This window comes from Rhodobacter capsulatus, from assembly GCF_052363175.1.
GTDB lineage: Bacteria > Pseudomonadota > Alphaproteobacteria > Rhodobacterales > Rhodobacteraceae > Rhodobacter > Rhodobacter capsulatus_D.
Map to the genome: position 1 here is coordinate 1,571,805 of NZ_CP198946.1, position 23,599 is coordinate 1,595,403.

Sequence of the window (23,599 nt, forward strand, 5' to 3'; positions counted from 1 at the left end):
CAGAACAGCCCGCGCGGCGATGGAGATGCGATGCGGGGCAGGGGATCAGGCGGGCAAGGCAAGCCCGAAATCGGCCGCGATGAGCGCAAGCCAGCCCTTGAGCCGCTCGGGGGTCAGGGCCGCTTGATTGTCCTGATCCAGCGCAAGGCCAAGGAAGTGGTCGTCCACCACGGTCAGCGACTCCTCGAAGTCGTAGCCCTTGACCGGCCAGCGCCCGACCAGTTTCGCGCCCCGATCCGAGAAGAATTCATACAAGAAGAACAAGGCATTGGCGAATTCGAGCGGGTAGGTGACCTGATCGCCCAATCCGAACAGCGCGATCGTCTTGCCGCTGAAATCCTGATCCGCGATCTTCGGCAGGAATTCCTCCCAGCTTTCGGAGGCGGCATTCGCGCTCAGCCCGGGCAATTGCCCGTCGCCGAGCGTCGGCATGCCCAGAATCAGATAGTCGTAAGACAGGAACGCCGCGACGTCGGTCCGGTTGACGTTCAGCGGCTTCGCCATCACCTCATCGTCGAACATGTCCTTGATCTGCTTGGCAATCTTGCGCGTGGTTCCGGTATCCGAACCAAAGAAGAGTCCGATCTTCGCCATGATGTCCCCATGTTTCTGGCGGGCAGCGCCTCTGCCCTGTGGGGTCTTCGCAAGCTTTGTGCCAACGTCCGGGGGCTGGAAATGCTACAAGACATAGTGAAATTGTCGGATATCGAACAATTGTGTAGCTAAATAGTCAACATTGTTGGTCGCGGCTGTCAGGGCAACGTGTGACAGGTCGGGTGACCGGTCCCTGCGGCATTTTATTACCATATAAAAATTATCAACAATTCACCTTGACCAATGTCCTGTCATCATTGTCAACTTTGGGTCGAGATGGCGCAAGCGAGACGGGACAGCGCGACGATGAGCAAGCACGACGACGAGAGGAACGACGACCGCCCGGGAACCGGGCCGGGGTTTGGGGCGGGCGCCGCCCCGCCGGTGGGGTGGTATTATTTCGGGCCGGAACCGCCCTGGGGTGCGGGCTGCGCACCGGGTTGGGGGACTCCGGCCGGGGCGCAGCGGGGGGCGGGGCCGGGCGCTGCGCAGCCCGGCCCGCAACCGCAGCAGCCCGACAACCGCGATCTGATGCAGGCCTTCGACCGGCTGGCGCGCGGCGATGTCTCGGCCGAGACGCTGGGGATGCTGTTCAATCTGCGCGACCGCGATTTCTGGAAAGGCGCCGTTGCGGGCTCGGCCGTTGCGCTGGCGCTGGCCAATCTGCCCGCGCTCAAGGCGATGCTGGCGGGCTTGGCCGCGCAGGGCTTTAGCCAGAATTTCGGGATGAGCAGCCCGGCCTCGTCTTCGGCGTCCAAATCCGCCGCCCCCCCCACTGCAGAGGAGAACTGAGATGTCTTCGCAACCGAAAGCCGCCCCGCTGCTTCCCTCGACCACGCAGGTCGTGCGGGCGGGGGTGAACGGGGCCGCGATCACCGGCGCCTGGACCGCGATCAACGAAGGGATCCGGGTGCGCAACGGCCAGACCACGACGGACGAGGCGATGCGGGCCACGGCCAACAGCGCTGCGATCGGTGCGGGTGCGGGTGCGGTGGCCACGCTCGCTGCGCATCTGGCGCGCAATGCGCCGGTGCTGGGGCTGGTCGCGCTGGCGGCGGGGGTGCTTTACTTCGCCAAGTCCAGCCGCAAGCCCGCCTCGGCCGAAGCCGCGCCCGAAACGGCCTCCGAGGATGCGGAGGCCGCGCAATGACCGACACCAATGCGCAAACCCCCGCGGCTCCCGAGGACACCAGCCAGCCCGGGTTGCTGTCGAATCCGCGCTTTCTGACCGGGGCGGTGCTGGGCGGGCTTGTCACCTATGTGCTGACCAACGAGGCGGCGCAACGCAAGCTGATGGGCGGTTTGGCCCAGCTCTGGCTGGGGCTGCAAGGCGGACTCGAGGAGGCGAAGGAACGCTTCCGTGACGCCGAATCCGAGGTGCGATCGCAGCAGCAGAAGTAACGCCGAAGGGCAGGTGGCCGGATGCGTCTTGATCTTTCCCTGACCGGCGGCCCGGCCGCCTTGTCCCCGCCCGTGCGGATCGCCCATGAGGCGCCCGGGCGACTGCGGCTGAAACTGCCGTGGCTTGCCCGGGCCGATCTGGACACCGAAGCCCTTGCCCGGACGCTGCGGCAGATCCGCGGCGTTCAGGCGGTGCGGCTCAACCCGGCGGCGGCCAGCGTGGTCTTCAGCCATGACGGCACGGCGGCGACGCGGGCGCGGGTGCTGGACCGGATCGGCCGCCTTGACCCCGATCAGTTGCGCTTTCATCCGCCCGGCACCGCGCCGGAGGCCCCTTCGGCCGCGCCGATCCTCAGCCGTCTTGCGCTTCTGGCCACGCTGCCGGTGCTGCCGCAGCCGATCGGCCGGGCGCTGGTGCTTTGGGCGATTGCGCCGCGCGTTCTGGGCGGGCTCGATGCGCTTGTCACCAAGGGCGTCTCGGTCGAGGTGCTGGATGCGCTGGCGGTCTCGCTTGGCGTTGCCCGGGGCAGTTTCGGCACCGCGCTGACCACCGACATGATGATGGAGGCGGGCGAATATCTGGAAGAAACCACGATGCGGCAATCGGGGGCGCTGCTGCAGGGTCTGTTGATGCCCAACCCCGAAACCGCCCGGGTCGAGCGGGCGGGGGCGGTGCTGGATCTGCCCTTCGAGCAGGTGGCGCAGGGCGATATCGTGCTGGTGCAGACCGGCGAGGCGGTGCCGGTCGATGGCCTGGTGATCGCGGGCGCGGCGCAGGTGAACGAGGCGTCGATCACCGGGGAAAGCCTGCCGGTGACGAAAGAGCCGGGCGCGCAGGCGATTGCGGGATCGACGCTGGAAAGCGGGCTGTTGCGCATCCGCGCCGAGCAGGTGGGGGCCGAAACGACGACGGCGCGGATTGCGGCGCTGATCCGCGGCGCGCTGAACGAACGGTCCGAGACCGAGAAACTGGCGGGCGAGCAGGCGAACCGGCAGGTCTGGATGACGCTGGCTCTGGGCGCGGCGACGCTGGCGGTGACGCGCGATCTGCGCAGGCTCTCTTCGGTGTTTCTGGTTGATTATGCCTGTCCGATCAAGCTCTCCGCCCCGGTCGCGGTGCGCGCGACGATGTCGGCGGCCGTGGCGCGAGGCATCCTGATCAAGGGCGGCCCTTCGATCGAGAAACTTTCCGCCGCCGATACGTTCGTGTTCGACAAGACCGGCACGCTGACCGAGGGCACGCTGGATCTGTGCGATGTGCTGCCGCTGGGCGCGCAAAACGAGGCCGAGGTTCTGGCGCTGGCCGCGGCGCTGGAACGCGTGGCGCAGCATCCGATCGCGCGGGCGATCTGTGCGGCGGCACAGGCGCGGGGGCTGGTGGCGGATCTTTCCGGCGATGTGACGGTCGAGGTCGGGCACGGGCTGCGGTCTGGGGTCGGGGGCGCTGAGGTGCTGCTCGGTGCGCGGCATTTCATGGCGCGCGAGGGGGTCGATTTCACCCCGCATGCGGCGCAGATCGAGACCTTGGCCGAGGCCGGAAAGATGACGCTTTACATGGCGATGGCCGGGCGTCCGGCGGCGCTGTTCGGGCTGCGCGACAGTCTGCGCCCCGATGCGCGCGACACCGCCAACCGGCTGCGCCGCGCCGGGGTGAAGCACCTTGTCATGCTGACCGGCGATCGCCGTGCCCGGGCCGAGGCGCTGGGGCGCGAGCTGGGTTTTGACGCGGTCCATGCTGAGCTGCGCCCCGAGGACAAGGCCGCGATCCTGTCGCGCCTGCGGGCCGAGGGGCGGCAGATCGCCTTTGTCGGCGATGGCATCAACGACGCGCCGGCGCTCGCCTCGGCCGGGGTCGGCATCGCGATGGCGCAGGGCGCCGACATCGCCCGGGCGACGGCCGATATCACGCTCTCGGAAGATCGGATCGGCGCAGTGGCCGAGGCCCGCGAGACCTGCGACCGGGCGATGGCGATCATCCGCACCAACACCACGCTGGCCTTGGCGATCAACACCGGGCTTTTTGTTGCCGCGTCTTCAGGACGGCTGCCGCCGGTCGCGGCCTCGCTGATGCACAACGGCTCGACCTTCGCGCTTTTGCTGCATGCGCTGGCGCAGGCGGGCTTTCCCGTGACCCGCCGCGGAGCTTGACGCAAAGAGAGGGCCAGTTTGCATCTTTGCCCGGATAATTCTTGACAGAATTACTTTGTTTCCGCATCCTGCCCGGAACAAGGACGGAGGCTTCCATGGTCTGCTGCGTGCATCACATTCCCGGCCGCGCCCGCTTCAAGATCGAGGCGCTGCGCCGCGATGCCGATCTGGCGCAGAGGCTGCATGAAAAGGTGGGGGCGCTGGAAGGCGTGTTGGCGGTCGAGGTGAACCGCGGCGCGGCCTCGGTGATCGTGCATTACCATGTCGAGCGCGGCGAGGTGGGGGCGATCATGGACCATATCTGCGCCCATTGCCCCAAGGCCGCGCTGAGCGAACGCAGCGCGCAGCCTGCCGCGAACCGCACCACCGCGCCGATCCTGGGCGCCAAACTCTCGCCCGAGTTCAAACAAGCAATGACCGTGGCGATGAGCAAGGCGGTGCTGAACACCTTCATCACCCGCATCGTCGCCGCCGCGATCTGAACCGGAGCCCGGGGGCGTCAGTCTTCGAAACTGCGCCGCAGCTCGCCCGGACGTCTCCAGTCCTGAGCTCCGAAAGCGACATGAAGCGTGTCGAGTGCAAGATCCGGGCGGAACACGATCGTCAGACGATATCCGCGGCTGCCGCGCTGTTGCTTTTTGCGGTGCAACCGAGATGTTGATGCCCTCCAACGGTGAAATCTCCCTTGGTTTTGGCTACGTCTGAGATGTCGACGCGGTGCGGCGGTGACTGCCCTTCTCGCCGCTTCGATGTCACGGCCCGATCACCCGGGCCGTGTTCGTGTTTCAAGCTTCACAGCCTTCGATCGTTTCAACATGGATCTGATGGCCTTGGATTTCGACTTCCGCGCGGCCCTAGGCGAAATCCCGACACGGTCTGCTCAGGTTGTGTTATCGATGAACTCTGGCCGCATCTGGAAGACCCTCTCGAACAATCTGCCCCCTTAAGTCTTGGGCTTTGGGACCGTTCGCTTGCTCATCAAGGGGGTATCGGCTCCGGCTTCAGACCGGCCATTGCGAGCACCATCTCAATCGTGCGGCCTTTCTGTCAGTCGGTTGCTTCATCAAGGCGGCAAGGCCCTGCATCTGGCCAAGAGCGTCAGGCACCGCTTCGCGCTTTGGGGGGGGCACCACCGTGCCTGAAAGCTTCATCGAACCGCCTTGACGCTGTGTGGCCAGCCGATCTGAGACCGGATGCGGCATGGGCTTGATTTGTTGACGCTTCATGCGCCCAAGACGGAACATGATTTGCGGGGGGGGGCAGGGCGCAGGCCCGCCCGGCTTGCCGATCTGGCGCAACTTGAGGCACAGGCGAAGCCCCGTTCGTGCCCGTCACGGCAAGCCGCGGCGGGTTACAGCCGGACGGCGGGCTCGGGGCAGCCGGTGGTGCCGGGATCGAGCGTGAAGACCTGCCCCGACAGCGGTGCCGCGGCAAGGGCGGTCGCGTCGAGCCCCTCGCGCGCCGAAGTGACAAAGAGCCGGTCAAAGCCGGGGCCGCCAAAGGCGGGGCAGGTGGTCTGCGGCACCGGCAGGGCAAGGGCGCGGTCAAAGCGTCCATCGGGCAGATAGCGGGCCACGCGCCCGGCCCCCCATTGCGCATTCCAGAGTGCCCCTTGCGCATCCACCACCGCGCCATCGGGGTTCAGCCCCTCGGGGGCAAGGTCGACGAACACCTGCGCCTCGGCCTCGGGCCAGCCCTCGGTGTCGAGCGGCTGGGTCCAGATCCTGGCTTCGGCGGTATCGGCAAAATAGACCCGCCGCCCGCCGGGGGCAAAACAGATCGCATTCGGAATTGTCATGTTCTCGCGCAATTTCACCAGTCGTCCGGCGTGAAAGCGGTAAAGCGCCCCGGCCCCGGGTTCGGCCTTCCGCCCCATCGTGCCGATCCAGAACCCGCCCATCGGATCCGCCCGCCCGTCGTTCGAGCGGGTCTGGGGTTGGTCTGCCTCAAGCGGGGTCACCGGGGTTGTCCGCCCGCTCGCAAGGTCGAGCTGGACGAGCGCGCTGGCCGTTGCCACGAGCAGGCTTTCCGCGTCGATCCAGCCAGCCGCCGAGGCCGGTTCGCCAAAGTCCCAGTGCCGGTCTTGCGTCATCAGCCGCCCGGCGAGGATGTCGAACCAGAACAGCTCTTGTCGCAGCGGGTGCCACAGCGCCCCCTCGCCCAGAGCGCAGGGGCGGGGGTCAAAGACCTCGGCCCCGCTCATGGCTGCATGACCCGATCATAGGCCGCCACCAGCAGGCGGGCCCGAGGCGCCACCTCGGCGGCCCCATCGCCCGGACGATAAAGCGCCGTGCCGATGCCGAACCCGTCCGCCCCCGCCGCCCGCCATTCGGCCATGTTCTCCGGCCCCGCGCCACCCACGGCGAAAACCTGTGTGCCCGGCGGCAAAACGGCGCGGAGCGCCTGCAACCCCGCCGGACCGATCAGAGCCCCGGGGAAAAGCTTGAGCCCGTCCGCCCCCGCCCGCAAGGCGGCAAAACACTCGGTCGGCGTCATCACGCCGGGAAAGGACACCATCCCCGCCGCCTTGGTCGCGGCAATCACGGTGGGGTTGCAATCGGGCGACACGATCAGTTGCCCGCCCGCCGCCTGCACCGCCTGCACCTGCGCGGGGCTTAGCACCGTGCCCGCGCCGATCAGCGCCTGCGTGCCAAAGCGGCGGCTGATGCGGGCGATGCTGTCAAACGGCTCGGGCGAGTTCAGCGGCACCTCGATCCGGTCGATGCCGGCTTCGATCAGCGCCTCGGCCACGGCTTCGGCCTCGTCTGGGCGCAGACCGCGCAGGATGGCAATGAGGGCGCGCGAGGTCATGGCGTTTCGGTCTCCGTCACATGGGCATGGGCGGCGCGAAGCCCGGCCAGGGTCAGATCGGCGCCATCGGTCAGTTGTGCCACCGTGCCCAAAGCCGCCAGCGCCTGCGCATAATGGCGCGAAAGCGTGGGGGCGCCAATCAGCACCGGGGGCGATTTGCGCCAGAAATCGGCGGTGGCGGCCAGTTCCGCGCCGATCAGAAGCCCCGAGAGCCGCGACCGGGTGGCGGCGGGATCGGCCCCGTGCAAAAGGCCTGCGGCCCGCAGTGCGAAAAGCTCGGTTGTCAGCGCGGCGGGGTGGTCATGGGCCTCGATCACCGCTGCGGTAAACGCCTCGGGCACCCAGCCCGGCCCGACCGAATGGCGCAGCACCGAGGCGTTCGACAAAAGCGCGAAGATCTCGCCCGTCATCGTGGTGCGAAATCTCTCGATGCGGTCCGCGCTGAGCCGCACCCATTTCGCATGCGTTCCGGGCAGACATAACGTGCCTTCAAAGCCCGGGTTTTGCGTCAGAAACCCGGCGATCTGGGTTTCCTCGCCGCGCATCACATCGGGCGGCGCGGCTTGCGACAGCCCGGCGATGATGCGGATATCAAGGCGCGGGTCGCGGGCGGTGACCCGGTGCAGAGCGGTTCCCAAAGGCGGGCAGGGCAGGGCGCGATAGGGGGCCTCGGACCAGCCCTGCCGCGCGCCGACCATGCCGCAGGCGATCACTTTGATCGGCGTGTCGGAGAGCCATGGCCCGATCAGCCGCAACAGCGCAGGCTCGAACGCCTCGGGCGTCAGGCGTCCCATGCCGTCGTCGGAATGGGCGCTCGCCAGCACCCCGCCCGCGCGATCCATCGCCCAGACCCGCAGCGCCGAAGTGCCCCAGTCGACGGCGATCCAGTCGGGCCTGATCACCGCAGATCCTCCGGTAGCAGCCCCTCGGGCAGGTTTTGGTAGCAGACCGGGCGCAGGAAGCGGCGGATCGACAGCGTGCCCACCGAGGTGGCGCCGAAATTCGTCGAGGCCGGATAGGGGCCGCCATGCACCATCGCATCGGCCACCTCGACCCCGGTCGGAAAGCCGTTCACCAGCACCCGGCCCGCCTTGCGTTCGAGCACCGGCAGCAGGCGGCGGGCAAGGGGCAGATCGGCGTCCTCAAGGTGCAGCGTTGCGGTCAGTTGCCCGGCCAGCGTCTGGGCGATCTGAACCATCTCGGCCTCGGTCTCGGCCTCGACGATCAGCCCCATCGGGCCAAACACCTCATGGCTCAGCCCGGGATGGGTCTGCCAGTCCCCGGCGCTGACGCGAAAGAGGGCGGGGGCGGCCTGACGGTCGGCGCACGGAATGCGCAGGGCTTCAGTTACACCGGGGGTCAGGGCCACGCGGTCGCATCCGGCGCGGAAAGCCGCCGCCATCGGCGCGGTCAGCATCGTCTGGGGGGCGATTTCAGAGAGTGCCTTGCGGGCGGCGGCGGTGAACGCCTCGGCCTGATCGGCGCGGATCACCACCAGCCCGGGGTTGGTGCAGAACTGTCCGACCCCCATCGTCAGCGACCCCGCCCAGCCCGAGGCGATCGCAGCCCCCCGCGCGGAAATCGCGGCGGGCAGCAGGAACATCGGGTTGATCGCGCCCAATTCGCCAAAGAACGGGATCGGCTCGGGTCGCGCGGCGCAAAGGTCAAAGAGCGCCCGCCCTGCGGCGAGCGACCCGGTGAACCCCACCGCCCGGATCGCGGGATGGCACACAAGGGAAGCGCCCAGATCGGCGCCCGGACCTTGCAGAAAGGAAAAGGTTCCGCCGGGCAGGCCACAGCGCAGAACGGCTGCATGGATCGCCTCGGCCATGATTTCGCCGGTGCCGGGATGGGCCGGGTGGCCCTTGACCACGACCGGACAGCCCGCCGCCAAGGCCGCCGCCGTGTCGCCGCCTGCGGTCGAAAAGGCGAGCGGAAAGTTCGAGGCGCCAAAGACCGCCACCGGCCCGATCGGGCGCTGGATCAGCCGCAGATCGGGGCGGGGCAGGGGGGCGCGGTCGGGCAGCGCCGGGTCGTGACGAAGGTCAAGGTGGCCGCCCGCCCGAATATGCTCGGCAAAAAGCCGCAACTGCCCGGTGGTGCGGCCCCGCTCGCCCTGCAATCGCGCCACGGGCAGCCCTGTTTCGCGCGTGCCGATCTCGGTGATCGCCTCGGCCCGCGCCTCGATTTCCTCGGCGATGGCCTCAAGGAAGGCGGCGCGGATGGCGACGGGCGTCTGGCCATAGCTCTCGAAGGCTGTTTCGGCGGCGCGGCAGGCGCTCTCCACCAGATCGGCCCCCGCCGCGCCAAAGATCTGCGCCGGGCCGGTGGCGGGGTCGGAGGTGAAACTCGCGGCGGAGCTCAGCCAGTCTCCGGCGATCAGATGGCGGCCATGAGGGGTGTAAGTCATTATGATCTTTCAGAAATGGAAGGGCGCAACGGAGATGTGGCGGCCAAGGGTCAGGGCATCGGCCACATGCACCATCGGCGCCAGATCGACGTCGCTGGTGCCGGTGCGGACCAGATCGGCCATGCGGGCATAAAGCGCCGGATATTCGCCCGAGAGCGCGGGCCGCGTTTCGACCGTTTGGCCGTTGATCGCCAGACGGCTGCCCCCCTCGGTCAGATCAAGGCGGCCTTCGGGGGTGTCGATGGTGATGTCCCAGGTCTGCGGCCCCTCCTGCCGCCAGTCGAAATCGGCGCTGACATTGCCGCTGAACTGCAGTTTCGCCGCAATCGGCGTCGCGCGGTTTTCGGGCGTTTCAAGCCGGGCGTGCAGCAGATGCACCGGCGCGGGCAGGATTTCGGTCAGGATCGAGAGCGCGTTGATGCCCGGATCAAACACCCCCATGCCGCCCGGCTCAAAGACCCAGTCCTGCCCGGGATGCCATTTGCGCACATCCTCGCGCCAGGTGATCCGGGCTTCGGTGACGGTCTTGCCCGCCAGCCAGTCGCGCGCAGGCGCCACCCCCGCCGCCATCCGGCTGTGCCAGGTGGCGTAAAGCGTCAGCCCCTGCGCCTCGGCCAGATCGCGCAGCGCATGGACCTCGGCCAGCGTCGCACCCGGGGGTTTTTCCAGCATCACATGCCGCCCCGCCAGAAGCGCCGCCTGAGCATAGTCAAAGCGCGGCACCGGCGGCAGGCAAAGCGAGATAACGCCAATATCGGGCCGCGCCGCCAGCATGGTCTTGAAATCGCTGAAAGCCTCGACCCCGTCGACCGTGCCCTGCCGCGAGACGGTGGCGGCCAGATCCCAATCGGGCGAGGCCGCGATCGAGGGCACATGCTGGTCGCGGGCGATCTTGCCGATACCCACGAGCGCGAGTTTCATCGCCCCGCCCATCAATGCGAATCCTTGCCCACGGCGGCGCCGCGACAGCCCTTGAGGAAATCGAGATCGGCGCCGGTGTCGGCGCCTTCGACATGGGCCTGATGCAGCCAGGCATAGCCACTTGTCGGCCCGTCCGCAGGTGGGGTCCAGGCCGCCAACCGCGCGGCCAGCTCGGCCTCGGAAATATCCAGATGCAGGCGGCGGTTCGGCACGTCGAGCTCGATCATGTCGCCATCGCGCACCACCGCCAAAGGCCCCCCGGCGGCGGCTTCGGGCGCGGTGTGCAGCACCACCGTGCCGTAAGCCGTGCCCGACATCCGCGCATCGGAAATCCGCACCATATCGGTGATGCCCTTGCGCAGAACCTTGGGCGGCAGGCCCATGTTGCCCACCTCGGCCATGCCCGGATAGCCCTTTGGCCCGCAATTCTTCAGCACCATCACGCAGGTCTCGTCGATATCAAGCGCCTCGTCGTTGATCTTGGCCTTGTAATCCTCGATCCCCTCGAAGACGACCGCGCGACCGCGATGCACCATCAGCGCCGGGGTTGCGGCCGAGGGCTTCAGCACCGCGCCCTTCGGCGCGAGATTGCCGCGCAAAACCGCCACCCCGCCCGAGGTCGCCAAGGCGCGGTCGACCGGCAAGATCACATCCTCGTCGTGGTTTTGCACGCCCTCGACCTGGCTCCACATCGTCTCGCCCGAGACCGTCAGCGCGTCACGGTGCAAGAGCCCCGCCTCGCCCAGACGTTTCAGAACGACGGGCAGGCCACCGGCATAAAAGAACTCTTCCATCAGATACTTGCCCGAGGGCATCAGGTTGACGATGGTCGGCACGTCGCGGCCGCAACGGTCCCAATCTTCAAGCGTCAGATCGACACCGACCCGCCCCGCCAAGGCCAACAGATGGATCACCGCATTGGTCGAGCCGCCAATCGCGGCATTGGTGCGGATCGCGTTTTCAAACGCCGCCTTGGTCATCACATCCGAGGGTTTCAGATCGTCCTTGACCATCTGCACGATCCGCCGCCCGGTCATCTGCGCCATCACGCGGCGGCGGCTGTCCACCGCCGGGATCGCGGCATTGCCCGACAGTGCCATGCCAAGCGCCTCGGCCATGCTGGCCATCGTCGAGGCGGTGCCCATCGTATTGCACGATCCCGCCGAGCGGCTCATCGAGGCTTCGGCCTCCATGAATTCCGCTTGCGTCATCGTGCCCGCCTTCACCGCTTCGGAAAACTTCCACAGATGCGTGCCGGAGCCGACCCGCTCGCCCTTGTAATAGCCGTTCAGCATCGGCCCTCCGGTGACGACGATCGAGGGCAGGTCGGTCGAGGCGGCGGCCATCAACAAGGAGGGCGTGGTCTTGTCGCAGCCCACCAGCAGCACGCAGCCATCCATCGGTTGACCGCGCATCGCCTCTTCGACCGCCATCGCGGCCAGATTGCGCACCATCATCGCGGTGGGGCGGAAACTCGACTCGGCGGCGGAAAACACCGGCACTTCGACCGGAAACCCGCCCGCCTCGTAGATGCCGTGTTTCACCCGTTCGGCCAGAGCATCCAGATGCGCGTTGCAGGGCGTCAGTTCCGACCAGGTGTTCAGAATGCCGATGACCGGGCGACCATCGAACAGATCATGCGGAAACCCCTGATTTTTCATCCAGCCGCGATGATAGATTTGATCGCGGCCGGAGCCGCCGAACCATTCTTGCGAGCGCAGCTTGCGGGGCCATTGGGCGGGTTTGAAGGTCATGGCGGCTCCTTAGAGGCTGGCAACGCAAAGCGGCGCATCGGTGGCGGGGTCAAGCGCAAGCGGGTTGCGCAGGGGCAGGCCGAACGCCTCGGCCTCGATCTCGAAGACATCGCCCGGCTCTGTGCTGATGCCGTCGGCGAAAGACAGCGTGGCGGTGCCGAAGAAATGCACATGCACGTCGCCCGGCTGGCGGAAGATGTCATATTTGAAGTGGTGGTGTTCGAGGTTGGCGAGGCTGTGGCTCATGTTTGCCTCGCCCGACAGGAACGGTTTTTCCCAGATCACCCGGCCTGCGCGGTGAATGCGGCTTTGGCCTTCGACATGGGCGGGCAGGGGGCCGAGGCGCAACTCGGGACCAAAGGCGGCGGGGCGGAGTTTGGAATGCGCGAGCCAGAGATAATTGCCGCGCTCGGTCACATGGTCGGAAAACTCGTTGCCGAGTGCAAAGCCAAGCCGCCGCGGCTGGCCATCGGGCCCGATCAGGTAAATCCCCGCGATTTCAGGCTCTTCGCCCGCATCGCGCGCAAATCCGGGTGAAATCAGCGGCTGGCCCGGCGCCACCGCCGCATGGCCGTTGCCCTTGTAAAACCACTCGGGCTGGGTGCCGACACGGCCCGCCGCAGGCTTGCCCGCCTCAAGCCCCATGCGGAACATCTTCATGCTGTCGCTCATCTGCTCGGGGTCGGCGGCGGCGTGCATCGCATCGCGTGCGGCGGCAGAACCCAGATGCGTCAGCCCGGTGCCGGTCAGATGCAGATGGGCGGGGTCGGGGTGATCGACGGGGGAAAGGACCCGCCCTTCGGCCAGTGCGGCCCGCAGATCGACCGCTTCACCCGGGCCCCGGGCCGCGATTTCGGCCCTCAGGTCATGGCCTGCGGCAAGGGCTGCCCGGGCAAGCTCCAATGTGCTCGTCACCCCGGGCACCAGATGCGCGGCCTCGGTGGTGCGAAAGGCGACCCGGCGCTGACCGGCGGTGTCGAGAAGTTGGGATAGGAACATCTCAGGCCTGCTTGTGCTTGTTGTAAACGTCAAAGAACACGGCGGCGAGCAGGACCAAGCCCTTGATCACCTGCTGATAGTCGATGCCGATGCCCATGATCGACATGCCGTTGTTCATCACCCCCATGATGAAGGCGCCGACGACCGCCCCCACCACTTTGCCCGATCCGCCCGACATCGACGCTCCGCCGATGAAGACCGCCGCGATCACATCGAGTTCGACCGCGAAGCCCGCCTTGGGCGTGGCAGTGTTGAGCCTTGCGGCAAAGATCAGCCCTGCCAGCGCCGCCAGCACTCCCATGTTGACGAAAGCCAGGAAAGTCAGCCGTTCCGTCTTGATGCCCGACAGCTTCGCCGCCTTGCGGTTGCCGCCAAGCGCATAGATGCGCCGCCCGAGCGTGGTGTTTTCCGTGACGAAGGCATAGATCACCGTCAGAACCGCCATGGAAATCAGCACATTGGGCAGTCCGCGGAAGGTGGCAAGCTTCCAGGTCACGAACAGAAGCGCGCAGGCGACGATGGCATTGCGGGCAATGAAGAAGGCCGCCGGTTCATCTTCGATCCCATACTGGCGGTTGCGGGTGCGGGCGCGCAGGCCGATCCAGAGGATCGCCGCCACCGCGATCGCCCCCGCCGCCAAGGCCGTGCCATTCGGCTTGTCGATGCCGAACAGATCGGGGATGAAGCCGGTGGAGAGCAGCTGGAAGCTTTTCGGGAACGGCCCGACCGATTGTCCCGCCAGCACCCAAAGCGAGAGGCCCCGGAAGACCAGCATCCCCGCCAGCGTGACGATGAAGGAGGGGATGTTCCAGAAGGCGACGAAATAGCCTTGCGCCGCGCCGATCAACGCGCCCAGAACAAGACAGGCCAGCATCGCAACGGGCAGCGGCACGCCCCATTCGACGATCATCACGGCGGCGACGGCGCCGACAAACCCCATCACCGAGCCCACCGACAGATCGATGTTGCCCGAGACGATGACGATCAGCATGCCAAGCGCCATGATGATGATATAACTGTTTTGCAAGAACAGGTTGGTGATGTTCACCGGGCGCAACAGCGTGCCGTCGGTGACGATCTGGAAGAACACCATGATGGCGATCAGCGCGAACAACAGCCCGTATTCGCGCAGATGCGCCGTCAGATAGCTGCCGATGCTGCGGCGGGGCGCGGCGGGGGATGTGGTCAGGTCCATGCCCAACTCCTATTGGCTGACGATGAGCGACATGATGCGCTCCTGACTGGCGTCGCTGGCGGCAAGCTCGCCGACGAAGGCGCCCTCGTTCATGACGTAGATGCGGTCGCACATGCCCAGCAACTCGGGCATTTCCGACGAGATCATCAGAACGGCCTTTCCGGCGGCGCTGAGCTCGTTGATGATGCCGTAGATCTCGAATTTCGCGCCGACGTCGATGCCGCGCGTGGGTTCGTCAAGGATCAGCACCTCGGGCTCGGTAAAGAGCCATTTCGACAGCACCACCTTTTGCTGGTTGCCGCCCGAGAGGTTCATCACCTTTTGAAACACCGAGGGCGTGCGGATGTTCATCGCGCGGCGGAACCGCTCGGCCACGGTGGTTTCCTGCGCCTCGGTGATGACGCCCCTTGTGGCCACGGCGGGAAGGTTCGAAAGCGTGATGTTGCGCTGGATGGTTTCATCCAGGATCAGGCCCAGCGATTTGCGGTCTTCGGTGACATAGGCCAGCCCCGCCTCGATCGCCCGGCTGACGGTCGAGACATCGACGGGGCGGCCATGCAGCAGCGCCGTGCCGGTGATGTCGCGGCCATAGCTTTGGCCGAACAGGCTCATCGCCAGTTCGGTTCGCCCCGAGCCCATCAGCCCGGCAATCCCCACCACCTCGCCCGCCCGAACGGTGAGAGAGACATTGCGGATCACCTGACGGCCCGCATGTTCGGGGTGAAACACCGACCAGTCGCGCAGTTCCAGCACCACCTCTCCGGCGCGGCGGGGCCGGTCGGGGTAGCGATGCGCCATGTCGCGGCCCACCATGTCGCGCACGATGCGGTCTTCGCTGATCTCGCCGCCGCGCGCATCGAGCGTGGAGACGGTGGCGCCGTCGCGGATCACCGTCACCGTATCGGCGACGCGCCGCACCTCGTTCAGCTTGTGGCTGATGATGATCGAGGTCACGCCCTGAGATTTCAGTTCCAGAAGCAGATCGAGCAGCGCCTGACTGTCGCTTTCCGACAGCGCCGCCGTCGGCTCGTCAAGGATCAAAAGCCGCACGTCCTTGGACAGCGCCTTGGCGATTTCCACCAGTTGCTGCTTGCCCACGCCCAGACTGTCGACCTGCGTTCCGGGCGGCTCCTTCAGTCCCACCTTGCGCAAAAGCGCCTCGGTCTGCGCGAAGGTCTCGGGCCAGTGGATCACTCCGCCCGTCGCCCGTTCGTTGCCCAAAAACAGGTTTTCGGCAATCGACAGAAGCGGCACCAGCGCCAGTTCCTGATGGATGATGATGATGCCGCGCTTTTCACTGTCGGTGATGTCGCGGAACTGCGCCAAGGCGCCATCGTAGTGAATTTCGCCCTCGTAGCTGCCCGCCGGATAGACGCCCGAAAGCACCTTCATCAGCGTGGATTTTCCGGCCCCGTTTTCGCCCACCAGCGCGTGAATCTCGCCTTCGCGCACGCTGAGGGTGACGCCGTCAAGCGCTTTGACGCCCGGGAATGTCTTGGTGATCGAGCGCATTTCAAGCAGCACGGTCATGCGTGGAACTCCGCAAAAAGCAGTCCGCGCAACCGGGTGGATGCGCGGACCGGTCAAGGGGCGGTTACTGGATCTGGTCGGCCTTGTAATAGCCCGAGCCGATCAGCACGCTTTCCCAGTTGCTCTTGTCCACGGCAGTGGGCTGCAGCAGATAGGAGGGCACGACCTTGACGCCGTTGTTGTAGGTCTTGGTGTCGTTGATCTCGGGCTCGGTGCCCTTCATCATCGCATCGACCATGCCCACGGTGACCTTGGCCAGTTCGCGGGTGTCCTTGAAGATCGTCGAATATTGCTCGTCCGCAAGGATCGACTTGACCGAGGGCACCTCGGCATCCTGCCCGGTCACGATCGGCATCGGCAGATCGCCCGAGCCATAGCCCACGCCCTTGAGCGAGGAGAGGATCCCGATCGACAGCCCGTCATAGGGCGAGAGCACGCCATTCACATGCTTTTCGGTGTAATTGGCCGAGAGGATGTTATCCATCCGCGACTGCGCCACCGCCCCATCCCAGCGCAGCGTGCCCACCTTGTCCATGCCCATCTGCCCCGAGACGACCGCGATCGAGCCGTCATCGATCAGCGGTTGCAGCACGCTCATCGCGCCGTCGTAGAAGAAGAAGGCGTTGTTGTCGTCGGGCGAGCCGCCGAACAGCTCCACATTCCACGGTTTCACATCGGGGAAGCGTTCCTTGAGGCCGTTCACCAAGCTTGTGGCCTGTTCCACGCCGACCTTGAAGTTGTCGAAGGTGGCGTAATAATCGACATTGCCGCTGTCGCGGATCAGCCGGTCATAGGCGATCACCTTGATATCGGCGGCCTTGGCGTTTTCCAGCGCATTCGACAGCGTGGTGCCGTCGATGGCCGCGATCACCAGAACATCGACGCCCTTGGTGATCATGTTCTCGATCTGCGCCAGCTGGTTCGGGATATCGTCCTCGGCATATTGCAGATCGGTGTCATAGCCTGCGGCCTTGAATTGCTCGACCATCGAGGACCCATCGGTGATCCAGCGCGCCGAAGATTTCGTCGGCATCGAAATGCCCACCGTGCCCTCGGCCGCCGCCTGAAAGGCAAACACCGAGACGCACATCGCCAACATCGTGGCGACGGATTTGATTTTCATGTCTTCCTCCCTGATCGGCGGTCCCCCCTCCCAGGTGGCCGCCTTCTCCCGGATTCTGCGTAAGAGAACCCCTGCGCCTCTGATACGGCGCATTGGCATATCCGTAAAATTACATTATCAGCATTCATCTTATCAATTCTGGTATGCAAGATGATCGATCCCGCCCTTGGCCTGAAACCGGTGCAGCTTCGCCTGATCGTCGCGATTGCCCGCCATGGGCAGTTGCAGATGGCCGCGACGGAAACCGCGATGACCCAGCCCGCCGCCTCGCGGATGCTGTCGGAGATCGAGCGCGCTCTCGATGCGCCGCTGTTTTATCGCCATCCCAAGGGGATGGAGCCGACCGAGGTGGGGCAGGTGGTGGTGCGCCGGGCGCAGACGATGCTGCGCGAGATGCGCGCGATGGCGGCCGAGGTCCGGGGCCTGCGCGAGGGGCTTGCGGGCGCGGTGCATGTGGGGGCGGTGACGGGGCCTGCGGTGGGCAGTCTTGTGCCCGCGATCCGGCAGATCCGGCAATTGGCGCCTGCTGCCGATATCACCGTCGATGTCGCGCCCTCGCGCCAGCTTTTGCGCGATCTGACCACGGGGCTTCTGGATTTCGCCATCGGCCGCATCCTGCCCGAGTTCGACAGCCGCGCCTTCGAGATCCGGCCGATGCGCGACGAGACGATCTCGCTTCTGGTCCGGGCCGGGCATCCCTTGTCGCGCGCGGGGGCGGTGACGCTGACCGAACTGGTCGATTGCGAATGGGTGATGCAAGATCGCGGCGCGCCGATCCGCGAGGCGATGCTGGAGGCCTTCGGGGCGGTCGGTCTCGCCGAGCCGCGCCATGTGGTCAACAGCTCGTCCTTGTTGTTCACGATCGCCTATCTGACCCAGAGCGATGCGATTGCGCCGATTTCCGAGGAAGTGGTGCAGCTCTTGACCGAAGCGCCGGTGCGGGCGGGGTTTGCCGCCTTGCGGATGGAGCGGGTGATCCGGGTCTCGCCCTATTATCTGGTGCAGCTGCGCGGGCGCAGGATGCTGCCCCTGGCGGAGCGGCTGCGCGATCTGGTGCTGGCGGGTGGTCGCGCGGCGGTGCGGGAGGGCGGCGACGGTTGAGCGCGCAACTGCCCCCCAGAAACCGCCCGAGCGCCTCAGGGCACTCGGGCAATGCCCGTCTCAGCGCAGCTTGATGCAGAAATGCTTGCGCACCGGCTTTTCGATCGTCCATGTGCCCTGAAAGCCCGGCTCGACCACGAAGGCATCGCCCGGATGCAGCGTCACCGCTTCGCCGCCCTCGGGGGTGATGGTGATCTGCCCCTCGATCAGATGCACGAATTCGTAGAATTTGTAGCTGGCATGCCAGGTGCCCGGCGTCGCTTCCCAAGTGCCGCTGATGACGCTGCCATCGAGCGAGCTGTGCTGCACCCAGGTCTTCATCGTCGGATTGCCTTCGACCTTGGTCCAGCCTTCGAGGTCGGTCAGCATCGGTTCGGGGCCGGGCGCGGGAAAGCGGAAAACCATATCGCTCATGTCAGTCCTTCCAAAGAGACGCTGCGTGGCCCCCGTCGTAGGGGGCGCCCGGCAGGCTGACAATGGCTTGTGCTGGGATGTTCAGGGCCTTTCTCGCCGCGCATCGCGCAAGGTCTTGAACGCCCTGCGGTTTCGGGCAAGTGTCTGGCAAGGCCCACGCGGGGTGGGCGGGCGCGAAAGGGTGGATCGCATGCAGATCCGAGAGGCGACAGCGGCGGATGCGGCGCATCTGGTGCGGTTCATCAACATGGCGGCGGATGATCTGCCGCTGCATTTCTGGCAAAAGACGGTCGGGCCAGAGGGCGACCCCTGGGCGCTGGGCGCGGAACGGGCGGCGCGAGAGAGCGGGAATTTTTCCTATCGCAACGCGTGGCTGGCCGAGGTCGAGGGCGCGGTGGCCGCCTGTCTGCTGGGCTATCCCGCCGAGGAGGAGCCCGGCCCGATTGCCCCCGAAACCCCCGCGATCTTCGTGCCCTTGTTGCAGCTTGAGGCCTTGGCACCGGGGTCGTGGTATCTCAACGTTCTCGCAACCTATGCGCCGTTTCGCGGCAAGGGTCTGGGCCGGGCGCTTCTGGCCCATGCCGAAACGGTGGCGCGGCAGGGGGGGCATGGGGCGGTCAGCCTGATTGCCGCGGACACCCATCACGCGGCGCTGCGCCTTTATGCGGCACAGGGCTATCACGAGGTGGCGCGGCGGGCAGTCGTCAAAGACGATTGGTGCGTCGACGCACAAGAGTGGATCCTGTTTTCGAAACCGTGCTGAATGTCAGCTTCTATTTCGCACGGAACAGGCAGAGCCGCGCCGGATGAGGTGGCTGCAGAAGCGATAGGGTCTCGGTGTCGCGGTGACCACTGTATCTGGTAGGCGCCAAGCGGCAGATCCCCCGCCATCCGCCCCCCTCCGGATACCATCTATAGCGAATCTATCCATTAAGATTTCTTAAGAATTTCTTAAGGTTTTCTATCCTGTTGCCCGAATCCGTGGCGTTTTGTCCACACCCTGCGGAAAGGGTCCGTTTCGGGCGTTTTTCGACCGAAGTTCTCCACAAGATATGGTGGGCTGTGGATTACTCTGGGATTCGTCGCAGCTCCGGCGGGTAATCTGGCTGAAAGCAACGGAAATTCGGGCATGCGCGCAGCGTGGCCCGAAACCGGGGCAATGTGGAAGAATCTGGGCGCATCTCGCCTGTGCCGTCGTCAACCCAAAAACACCCCGGAATTTGGTGAAAATTACATTGACGATGCCGTGTGCACGCGGCAGGTTGTGGGCTGTCAGCGGAAAGCCCACCAGATATAGTGGTGGAGACGGACGCGAGACAGCCAAGCAAAACGGTCTGCACCCCCCAAATGGGTTCGACCTTGCCTCCGGCCTTCGGGCACCGGGGTGGCCGTCTTCGTTTCCGTCCGAGCAGGTGTTGATTGCCAAAAAAACGGCGATGGAGCGAGGGGCAGATGAAGATCGAGCGCAAGTTCACCACGGTGGAAGGCGGCGCCTACGGCGGGATGACGTTCACCACCACCACTTCGGAAATCCGCAATCCCGATGGGAAGGTGGTGTTCCGCAACGACGCCGTTGAGGTCCCCGAGGGCTTCAGCCAGGTCGCGTCGGACGTGATTGCGCAGAAATACTTCCGCAAGGCGGGCGTGCCCGCGGCGCTCAAGCGCGTCAAGGAAAAGGGCGTGCCCGAATTCCTGTGGCGCTCGGTCCCCGATACTGCCGCCCTCGAAAAACTGCCCGAAGATCAGCGTTTTGTTGGCGAAAGCTCGGCCAAGCAGGTGTTCGACCGGATGGCGGGCGCCTGGGCCTATTGGGGCTGGAAGGGCGGCTACTTCACCACCGAAGACGACGCCCGCGCCTATTACGACGAAATGCGCCACATGCTGGCCGCGCAGATGGCTGCGCCGAACTCGCCGCAATGGTTCAACACCGGCCTGCACTGGGCCTATGGCATCGATGGCCCGTCGCAAGGCCACTACTATGTCGACTACGCCACCGGCGAATTGACGAAATCCGCCTCGGCTTACGAACACCCGCAGCCGCATGCCTGCTTCATCCAGTCGGTCCGCGACGATCTGGTGGGCGAGGGCGGGATCATGGACCTGTGGGTCCGCGAAGCGCGCCTGTTCAAATACGGCTCCGGCACCGGCACCAACTTCTCCAGCTTGCGCGCCGAAGGCGAGAAGCTCTCGGGCGGCGGCAAATCTTCGGGCCTGATGGGCTTTTTGAAGATCGGCGACCGCGCCGCGGGCGCGATCAAGTCGGGCGGCACCACGCGCCGCGCCGCCAAGATGGTGATCTGTGACATGGATCACCCCGATATCGAGGAATTCATCAACTGGAAGGTCATCGAAGAGCAGAAGGTCGCCTCGCTGGTGGCGGGCTCGAAGATGCACGAGCGCGAGCTCAACAAGATTTTCGAAGCGATCCGCAGCTATGACGGCTCCGACGAGGGCCGCACCGATCCGGCCGTGAACACCGCGCTCAAGGCCGCGATCCGCTCGGCCAAGAAGGCGATGATCCCCGAGACCTACGTCAACCGCGTGCTGCAATATGCGCGTCAGGGCTTCAGCTCGATCGAATTCCCGACCTACGACACCGATTGGGACAGCGACGCCTATATCTCGGTTTCGGGTCAGAACTCGAACAACTCGGTCCGCGTGACGAACGCCTTCCTGAAAGCGGTGAAGGACGACGCGCCGTGGGAGCTGCTGCGCCGCACCGACGGCAAGGTGGCGAAGACCGTGAAGGCGCGCGAGCTTTGGGATCAGGTCGGCCACGCCGCCTGGGCCTGTGCCGATCCGGGCATCCAGTTCCATGACACCGTGAACGAGTGGCACACCTGCCCCGAAGACGGGCCGATCCGGGGCTCGAACCCCTGCTCGGAATACATGTTCCTCGATGACACCGCCTGCAACCTCGCCTCGCTGAACCTGCTCACCTTCTACAAGGGCGGTCAGTTCGACGCCGAGGCCTATGTCCACGCCTCGCGGCTCTGGACGGTGACGCTGGAAATCTCGGTTCTGATGGCGCAATTCCCGTCGAAGGAAATCGCGCAACGCAGCTACGACTTCCGCACGCTGGGTCTGGGCTACGCCAATATCGGCGGCCTGCTGATGAACATGGGCCTTGGCTATGACAGCGACGAGGGCCGGGCGCTGTGCGGCGCGCTGACCGCGATCATGACCGGGATCGCCTATGCGACCTCGGCCGAGATGGCGGCGGAGCTGGGCGCCTTCCCGGGCTATGCCCGCAACCGCGCGCATATGCTGCGGGTGATCCGCAACCACCGCACCGCCGCGCATGGCAAGGCCAAGGGCTATGAGGGCCTTGAAGTTCTGCCGGTGCCGCTCGATCTCGCCAACTGCCCCGACGACCGTCTGGTGAGCCTTGCCAAGATGGCCTGGGACGAGGCGCTGCGTCTGGGCGAGGAACACGGCTTCCGCAACGCGCAGGTTTCGGTGATCGCGCCGACGGGCACCATCGGTCTGGTCATGGACTGCGACACCACCGGCATCGAGCCCGATTTCGCGCTGGTGAAGTTCAAGAAACTGGCCGGCGGCGGCTATTTCAAGATCATCAACCGCTCGGTTCCCGGCGCGCTGGAAACGCTGGGCTACGGTTCGGCGCAGATCGCCGAAATCATCGCCTATGCGGTGGGTCACGGCAGCCTTGGCAATTGCCCCGGCATCAACCACACCGCGCTGATCGGCCATGGCTTCGGCCCGCGCGAGATCGAAAAGATCGAGGCCGCGCTTCCGAGCGCCTTCGACATCCGCTTCGTCTTCAACCAGTGGACGCTGGGCGAAGAATTCTGCACCAAGACCCTCGGCATCCCGGCCGAGAAGCTGGCCGATCCGACCTTCGACCTGCTGCGTCACCTTGGCTTCACCAAGGCGCAGATCGATGCGGCGAACGACCATGTCTGCGGCACGATGACGCTCGAAGGCGCGCCGTTCCTCAAGCCCGAGCATTACGTGGTCTTCGACTGCGCCAATACCTGCGGCAAGAAGGGCAAGCGCTACCTGTCGGTGGACAGCCACATCCGCATGATGGCGGCGGCGCAATCGTTCATCTCGGGCGCGATCTCGAAGACGATCAACATGGCAAACACCGCCACGATCGAGGATGTGAAGGCGGCCTACGAACTGAGCTGGTCGCTCGGCATCAAGGCGAATGCGCTTTACCGCGACGGCTCGAAGCTCAGCCAACCGCTCGCCTCCGCGCTGGTCGAGGATGACGAGGAGGCCGAGGAAATCCTCGCCACCGGCTCGCAGCAGGAAAAAGCCGCCGTTCTGGCCGAGAAGATCGTCGAAAAGATCGTCGTCAAGGAAATCGTGCGCTCGCATCGCGAGAAACTGCCCGATCGCCGCAAGGGCTACACGCAGAAAGCCGTCGTCGGTGGCCACAAGGTCTATCTGCGCACCGGCGAATATGGCGATGGCTCGCTGGGCGAGATCTTCATCGACATGCACAAGGAAGGGGCGGGCTTCCGCGCGATGATGAACAACTTTGCCATCGCCGTCTCGGTCGGTCTGCAATATGGCGTGCCGTTGGAGGAATTCGTCGACGCCTTCACCTTCACCAAGTTCGAACCCGCGGGCATGGTGCAGGGCAATGACAGCATCAAGAACGCGACCTCGATCCTGGACTATGTCTTCCGCGAACTGGCGGTCAGCTATCTCGACCGCACCGATCTGGCGCATATCAAGCCGCAGGGCACGATGTTCGACGATCTCGGCGGGGGCCAGAACGAGGGCAAGCGCAACGTCGAGCCGGTGAGCGAAAGCGCCGCCTCGAAATCGCTCGAGGTGCTGCGTCAGATCTCCTCGACCGGCTATTTGCGCAAGCGTCTGCCGCAGGAACTGGTCGTGCTGCGCGGCGGCGCCGGTCAGATGGACCCGATGGCGGCGCTGAACACGCTCGTGCCCGAAACCGCCGCGGTGGCGGTGGGGGCGGTGGCCTCGACCTCGATCTCCTCGGGCGTTGTGTCGATGGACGCCCGCGCCAAGGCGAAGATGCAGGGCTACGAGGGCGAGGCCTGCGGCGAATGCGGCAACTACACGCTGGTGCGCAATGGCACCTGCATGAAGTGCAACACCTGCGGCGGCACCAGCGGCTGCAGCTGAGCCAAGAGCTTAACTCCGCCCCGCAAGGGGCGGAGGAAACACGAAAATCCTTCTATTCGAACTGACCGGAC

The 23,599-nt window shown here is 65.6% G+C and carries 20 protein-coding genes; 8 read left to right on the forward strand and 12 right to left on the reverse strand.

From position 1 onward, the window contains the following. Positions 1-45: 45 nt before the first annotated feature. Entirely contained in the window at positions 46-594 is a 549-nt protein-coding gene (locus ACTTAI_RS08750) for a flavodoxin (protein WP_444455347.1), read from the reverse strand. 306 nt (positions 595-900) lie between these two features. Here ACTTAI_RS08750 and ACTTAI_RS08755 point away from each other — a divergent pair, with 306 nt between their 5' ends. The 5 genes from ACTTAI_RS08755 (at position 901) to ACTTAI_RS08775 (ending at position 4,625) form a co-directional block, all read left to right on the forward strand. After that, positions 901-1,386 carry a hypothetical protein gene (locus ACTTAI_RS08755; RefSeq protein ID WP_444455348.1) on the forward strand — a complete coding sequence of 162 codons (486 nt, stop codon included), beginning with the start codon at positions 901-903 and terminating at the stop codon, positions 1,384-1,386. 1 nt (position 1,387) lies between these two features. Continuing rightward, on the forward strand, positions 1,388-1,744 hold the full coding sequence (locus ACTTAI_RS08760; protein WP_444455349.1) for a hypothetical protein: 357 nt from the start codon (positions 1,388-1,390) through the stop codon (positions 1,742-1,744). Then, positions 1,741-1,995, forward strand: a complete 255-nt coding sequence (locus tag ACTTAI_RS08765) for a hypothetical protein (protein ID WP_444455350.1) — start codon at positions 1,741-1,743, stop codon at positions 1,993-1,995. Before ACTTAI_RS08760 ends, ACTTAI_RS08765 begins: the two co-directional genes overlap by 4 nt. Positions 1,996-2,016: 21 nt before the next feature. Further along, on the forward strand, positions 2,017-4,143 hold the full coding sequence (locus tag ACTTAI_RS08770; RefSeq protein WP_444455351.1) for a heavy metal translocating P-type ATPase: 2,127 nt from the start codon (positions 2,017-2,019) through the stop codon (positions 4,141-4,143). A gap of 95 nt (positions 4,144-4,238) precedes the next feature. Further along, positions 4,239-4,625, forward strand: a complete 387-nt coding sequence (locus tag ACTTAI_RS08775) for an HMA2 domain-containing protein (RefSeq protein ID WP_444455352.1) — start codon at positions 4,239-4,241, stop codon at positions 4,623-4,625. An 869-nt stretch (positions 4,626-5,494) separates the two neighbouring features. Here the strand turns inward: ACTTAI_RS08775 and ACTTAI_RS08780 are convergent. From ACTTAI_RS08780 to chvE, 10 genes are all read right to left on the reverse strand, one after another. Next, positions 5,495-6,346, reverse strand: a complete 852-nt coding sequence (locus ACTTAI_RS08780; protein WP_444455353.1) for an SMP-30/gluconolactonase/LRE family protein — start codon at positions 6,344-6,346, stop codon at positions 5,495-5,497. Further along, entirely contained in the window at positions 6,343-6,954 is a 612-nt protein-coding gene (locus tag ACTTAI_RS08785) for a 2-dehydro-3-deoxy-6-phosphogalactonate aldolase (RefSeq protein ID WP_444455354.1), read from the reverse strand. Before ACTTAI_RS08785 ends, ACTTAI_RS08780 begins: the two co-directional genes overlap by 4 nt. Next, on the reverse strand, positions 6,951-7,853 hold the full coding sequence (locus tag ACTTAI_RS08790; RefSeq protein WP_444455716.1) for a 2-dehydro-3-deoxygalactonokinase: 903 nt from the start codon (positions 7,851-7,853) through the stop codon (positions 6,951-6,953). Before ACTTAI_RS08790 ends, ACTTAI_RS08785 begins: the two co-directional genes overlap by 4 nt. Next, positions 7,853-9,364 carry an aldehyde dehydrogenase (NADP(+)) gene (locus ACTTAI_RS08795; RefSeq protein ID WP_444455355.1) on the reverse strand — a complete coding sequence of 504 codons (1,512 nt, stop codon included), beginning with the start codon at positions 9,362-9,364 and terminating at the stop codon, positions 7,853-7,855. Before ACTTAI_RS08795 ends, ACTTAI_RS08790 begins: the two co-directional genes overlap by 1 nt. 9 nt (positions 9,365-9,373) lie before the next feature. Continuing rightward, complete coding sequence (locus tag ACTTAI_RS08800; protein ID WP_444455356.1) at positions 9,374-10,285, reverse strand: Gfo/Idh/MocA family protein; 912 nt, start codon at positions 10,283-10,285, stop codon at positions 9,374-9,376. A gap of 11 nt (positions 10,286-10,296) precedes the next feature. Then, positions 10,297-12,039 carry an L-arabinonate dehydratase gene (araD, locus tag ACTTAI_RS08805; RefSeq protein WP_444455357.1) on the reverse strand — a complete coding sequence of 581 codons (1,743 nt, stop codon included), beginning with the start codon at positions 12,037-12,039 and terminating at the stop codon, positions 10,297-10,299. 9 nt (positions 12,040-12,048) lie between these two features. Continuing rightward, positions 12,049-13,038 (reverse strand): AraD1 family protein, encoded by a 990-nt coding sequence (gene araD1, locus ACTTAI_RS08810; protein WP_444455358.1) that lies wholly within the window; start codon positions 13,036-13,038, stop codon positions 12,049-12,051. Position 13,039: 1 nt separating this feature from the next. Continuing rightward, entirely contained in the window at positions 13,040-14,233 is a 1,194-nt protein-coding gene (gene mmsB / locus ACTTAI_RS08815) for a multiple monosaccharide ABC transporter permease (RefSeq protein ID WP_444455359.1), read from the reverse strand. Positions 14,234-14,242: 9 nt separating this feature from the next. Next, a complete protein-coding gene (mmsA, locus tag ACTTAI_RS08820) occupies positions 14,243-15,763 on the reverse strand; it encodes a multiple monosaccharide ABC transporter ATP-binding protein (protein ID WP_444455360.1) in 1,521 nt (506 codons plus the stop codon). Positions 15,764-15,827: 64 nt separating this feature from the next. Continuing rightward, positions 15,828-16,862 (reverse strand): multiple monosaccharide ABC transporter substrate-binding protein, encoded by a 1,035-nt coding sequence (gene chvE, locus ACTTAI_RS08825; RefSeq protein WP_444455717.1) that lies wholly within the window; start codon positions 16,860-16,862, stop codon positions 15,828-15,830. Between the two features lie 174 nt (positions 16,863-17,036). Between chvE and ACTTAI_RS08830 the strand changes: the two genes are divergently transcribed. Further along, a complete protein-coding gene (locus ACTTAI_RS08830; RefSeq protein ID WP_444455361.1) occupies positions 17,037-17,987 on the forward strand; it encodes a LysR family transcriptional regulator in 951 nt (316 codons plus the stop codon). 60 nt (positions 17,988-18,047) lie between these two features. On the opposite strand, the gene ACTTAI_RS08835 is transcribed toward ACTTAI_RS08830, so the two are convergent. Further along, on the reverse strand, positions 18,048-18,401 hold the full coding sequence (locus ACTTAI_RS08835; protein ID WP_444455362.1) for a cupin domain-containing protein: 354 nt from the start codon (positions 18,399-18,401) through the stop codon (positions 18,048-18,050). A 190-nt stretch (positions 18,402-18,591) separates the two neighbouring features. Here ACTTAI_RS08835 and ACTTAI_RS08840 point away from each other — a divergent pair, with 190 nt between their 5' ends. Next, positions 18,592-19,164 (forward strand): GNAT family N-acetyltransferase, encoded by a 573-nt coding sequence (locus tag ACTTAI_RS08840; protein ID WP_444455363.1) that lies wholly within the window; start codon positions 18,592-18,594, stop codon positions 19,162-19,164. Between the two features lie 689 nt (positions 19,165-19,853). After that, positions 19,854-23,528, forward strand: a complete 3,675-nt coding sequence (locus ACTTAI_RS08845) for a vitamin B12-dependent ribonucleotide reductase (protein ID WP_444455364.1) — start codon at positions 19,854-19,856, stop codon at positions 23,526-23,528. Positions 23,529-23,599: the final 71 nt, after the last annotated feature.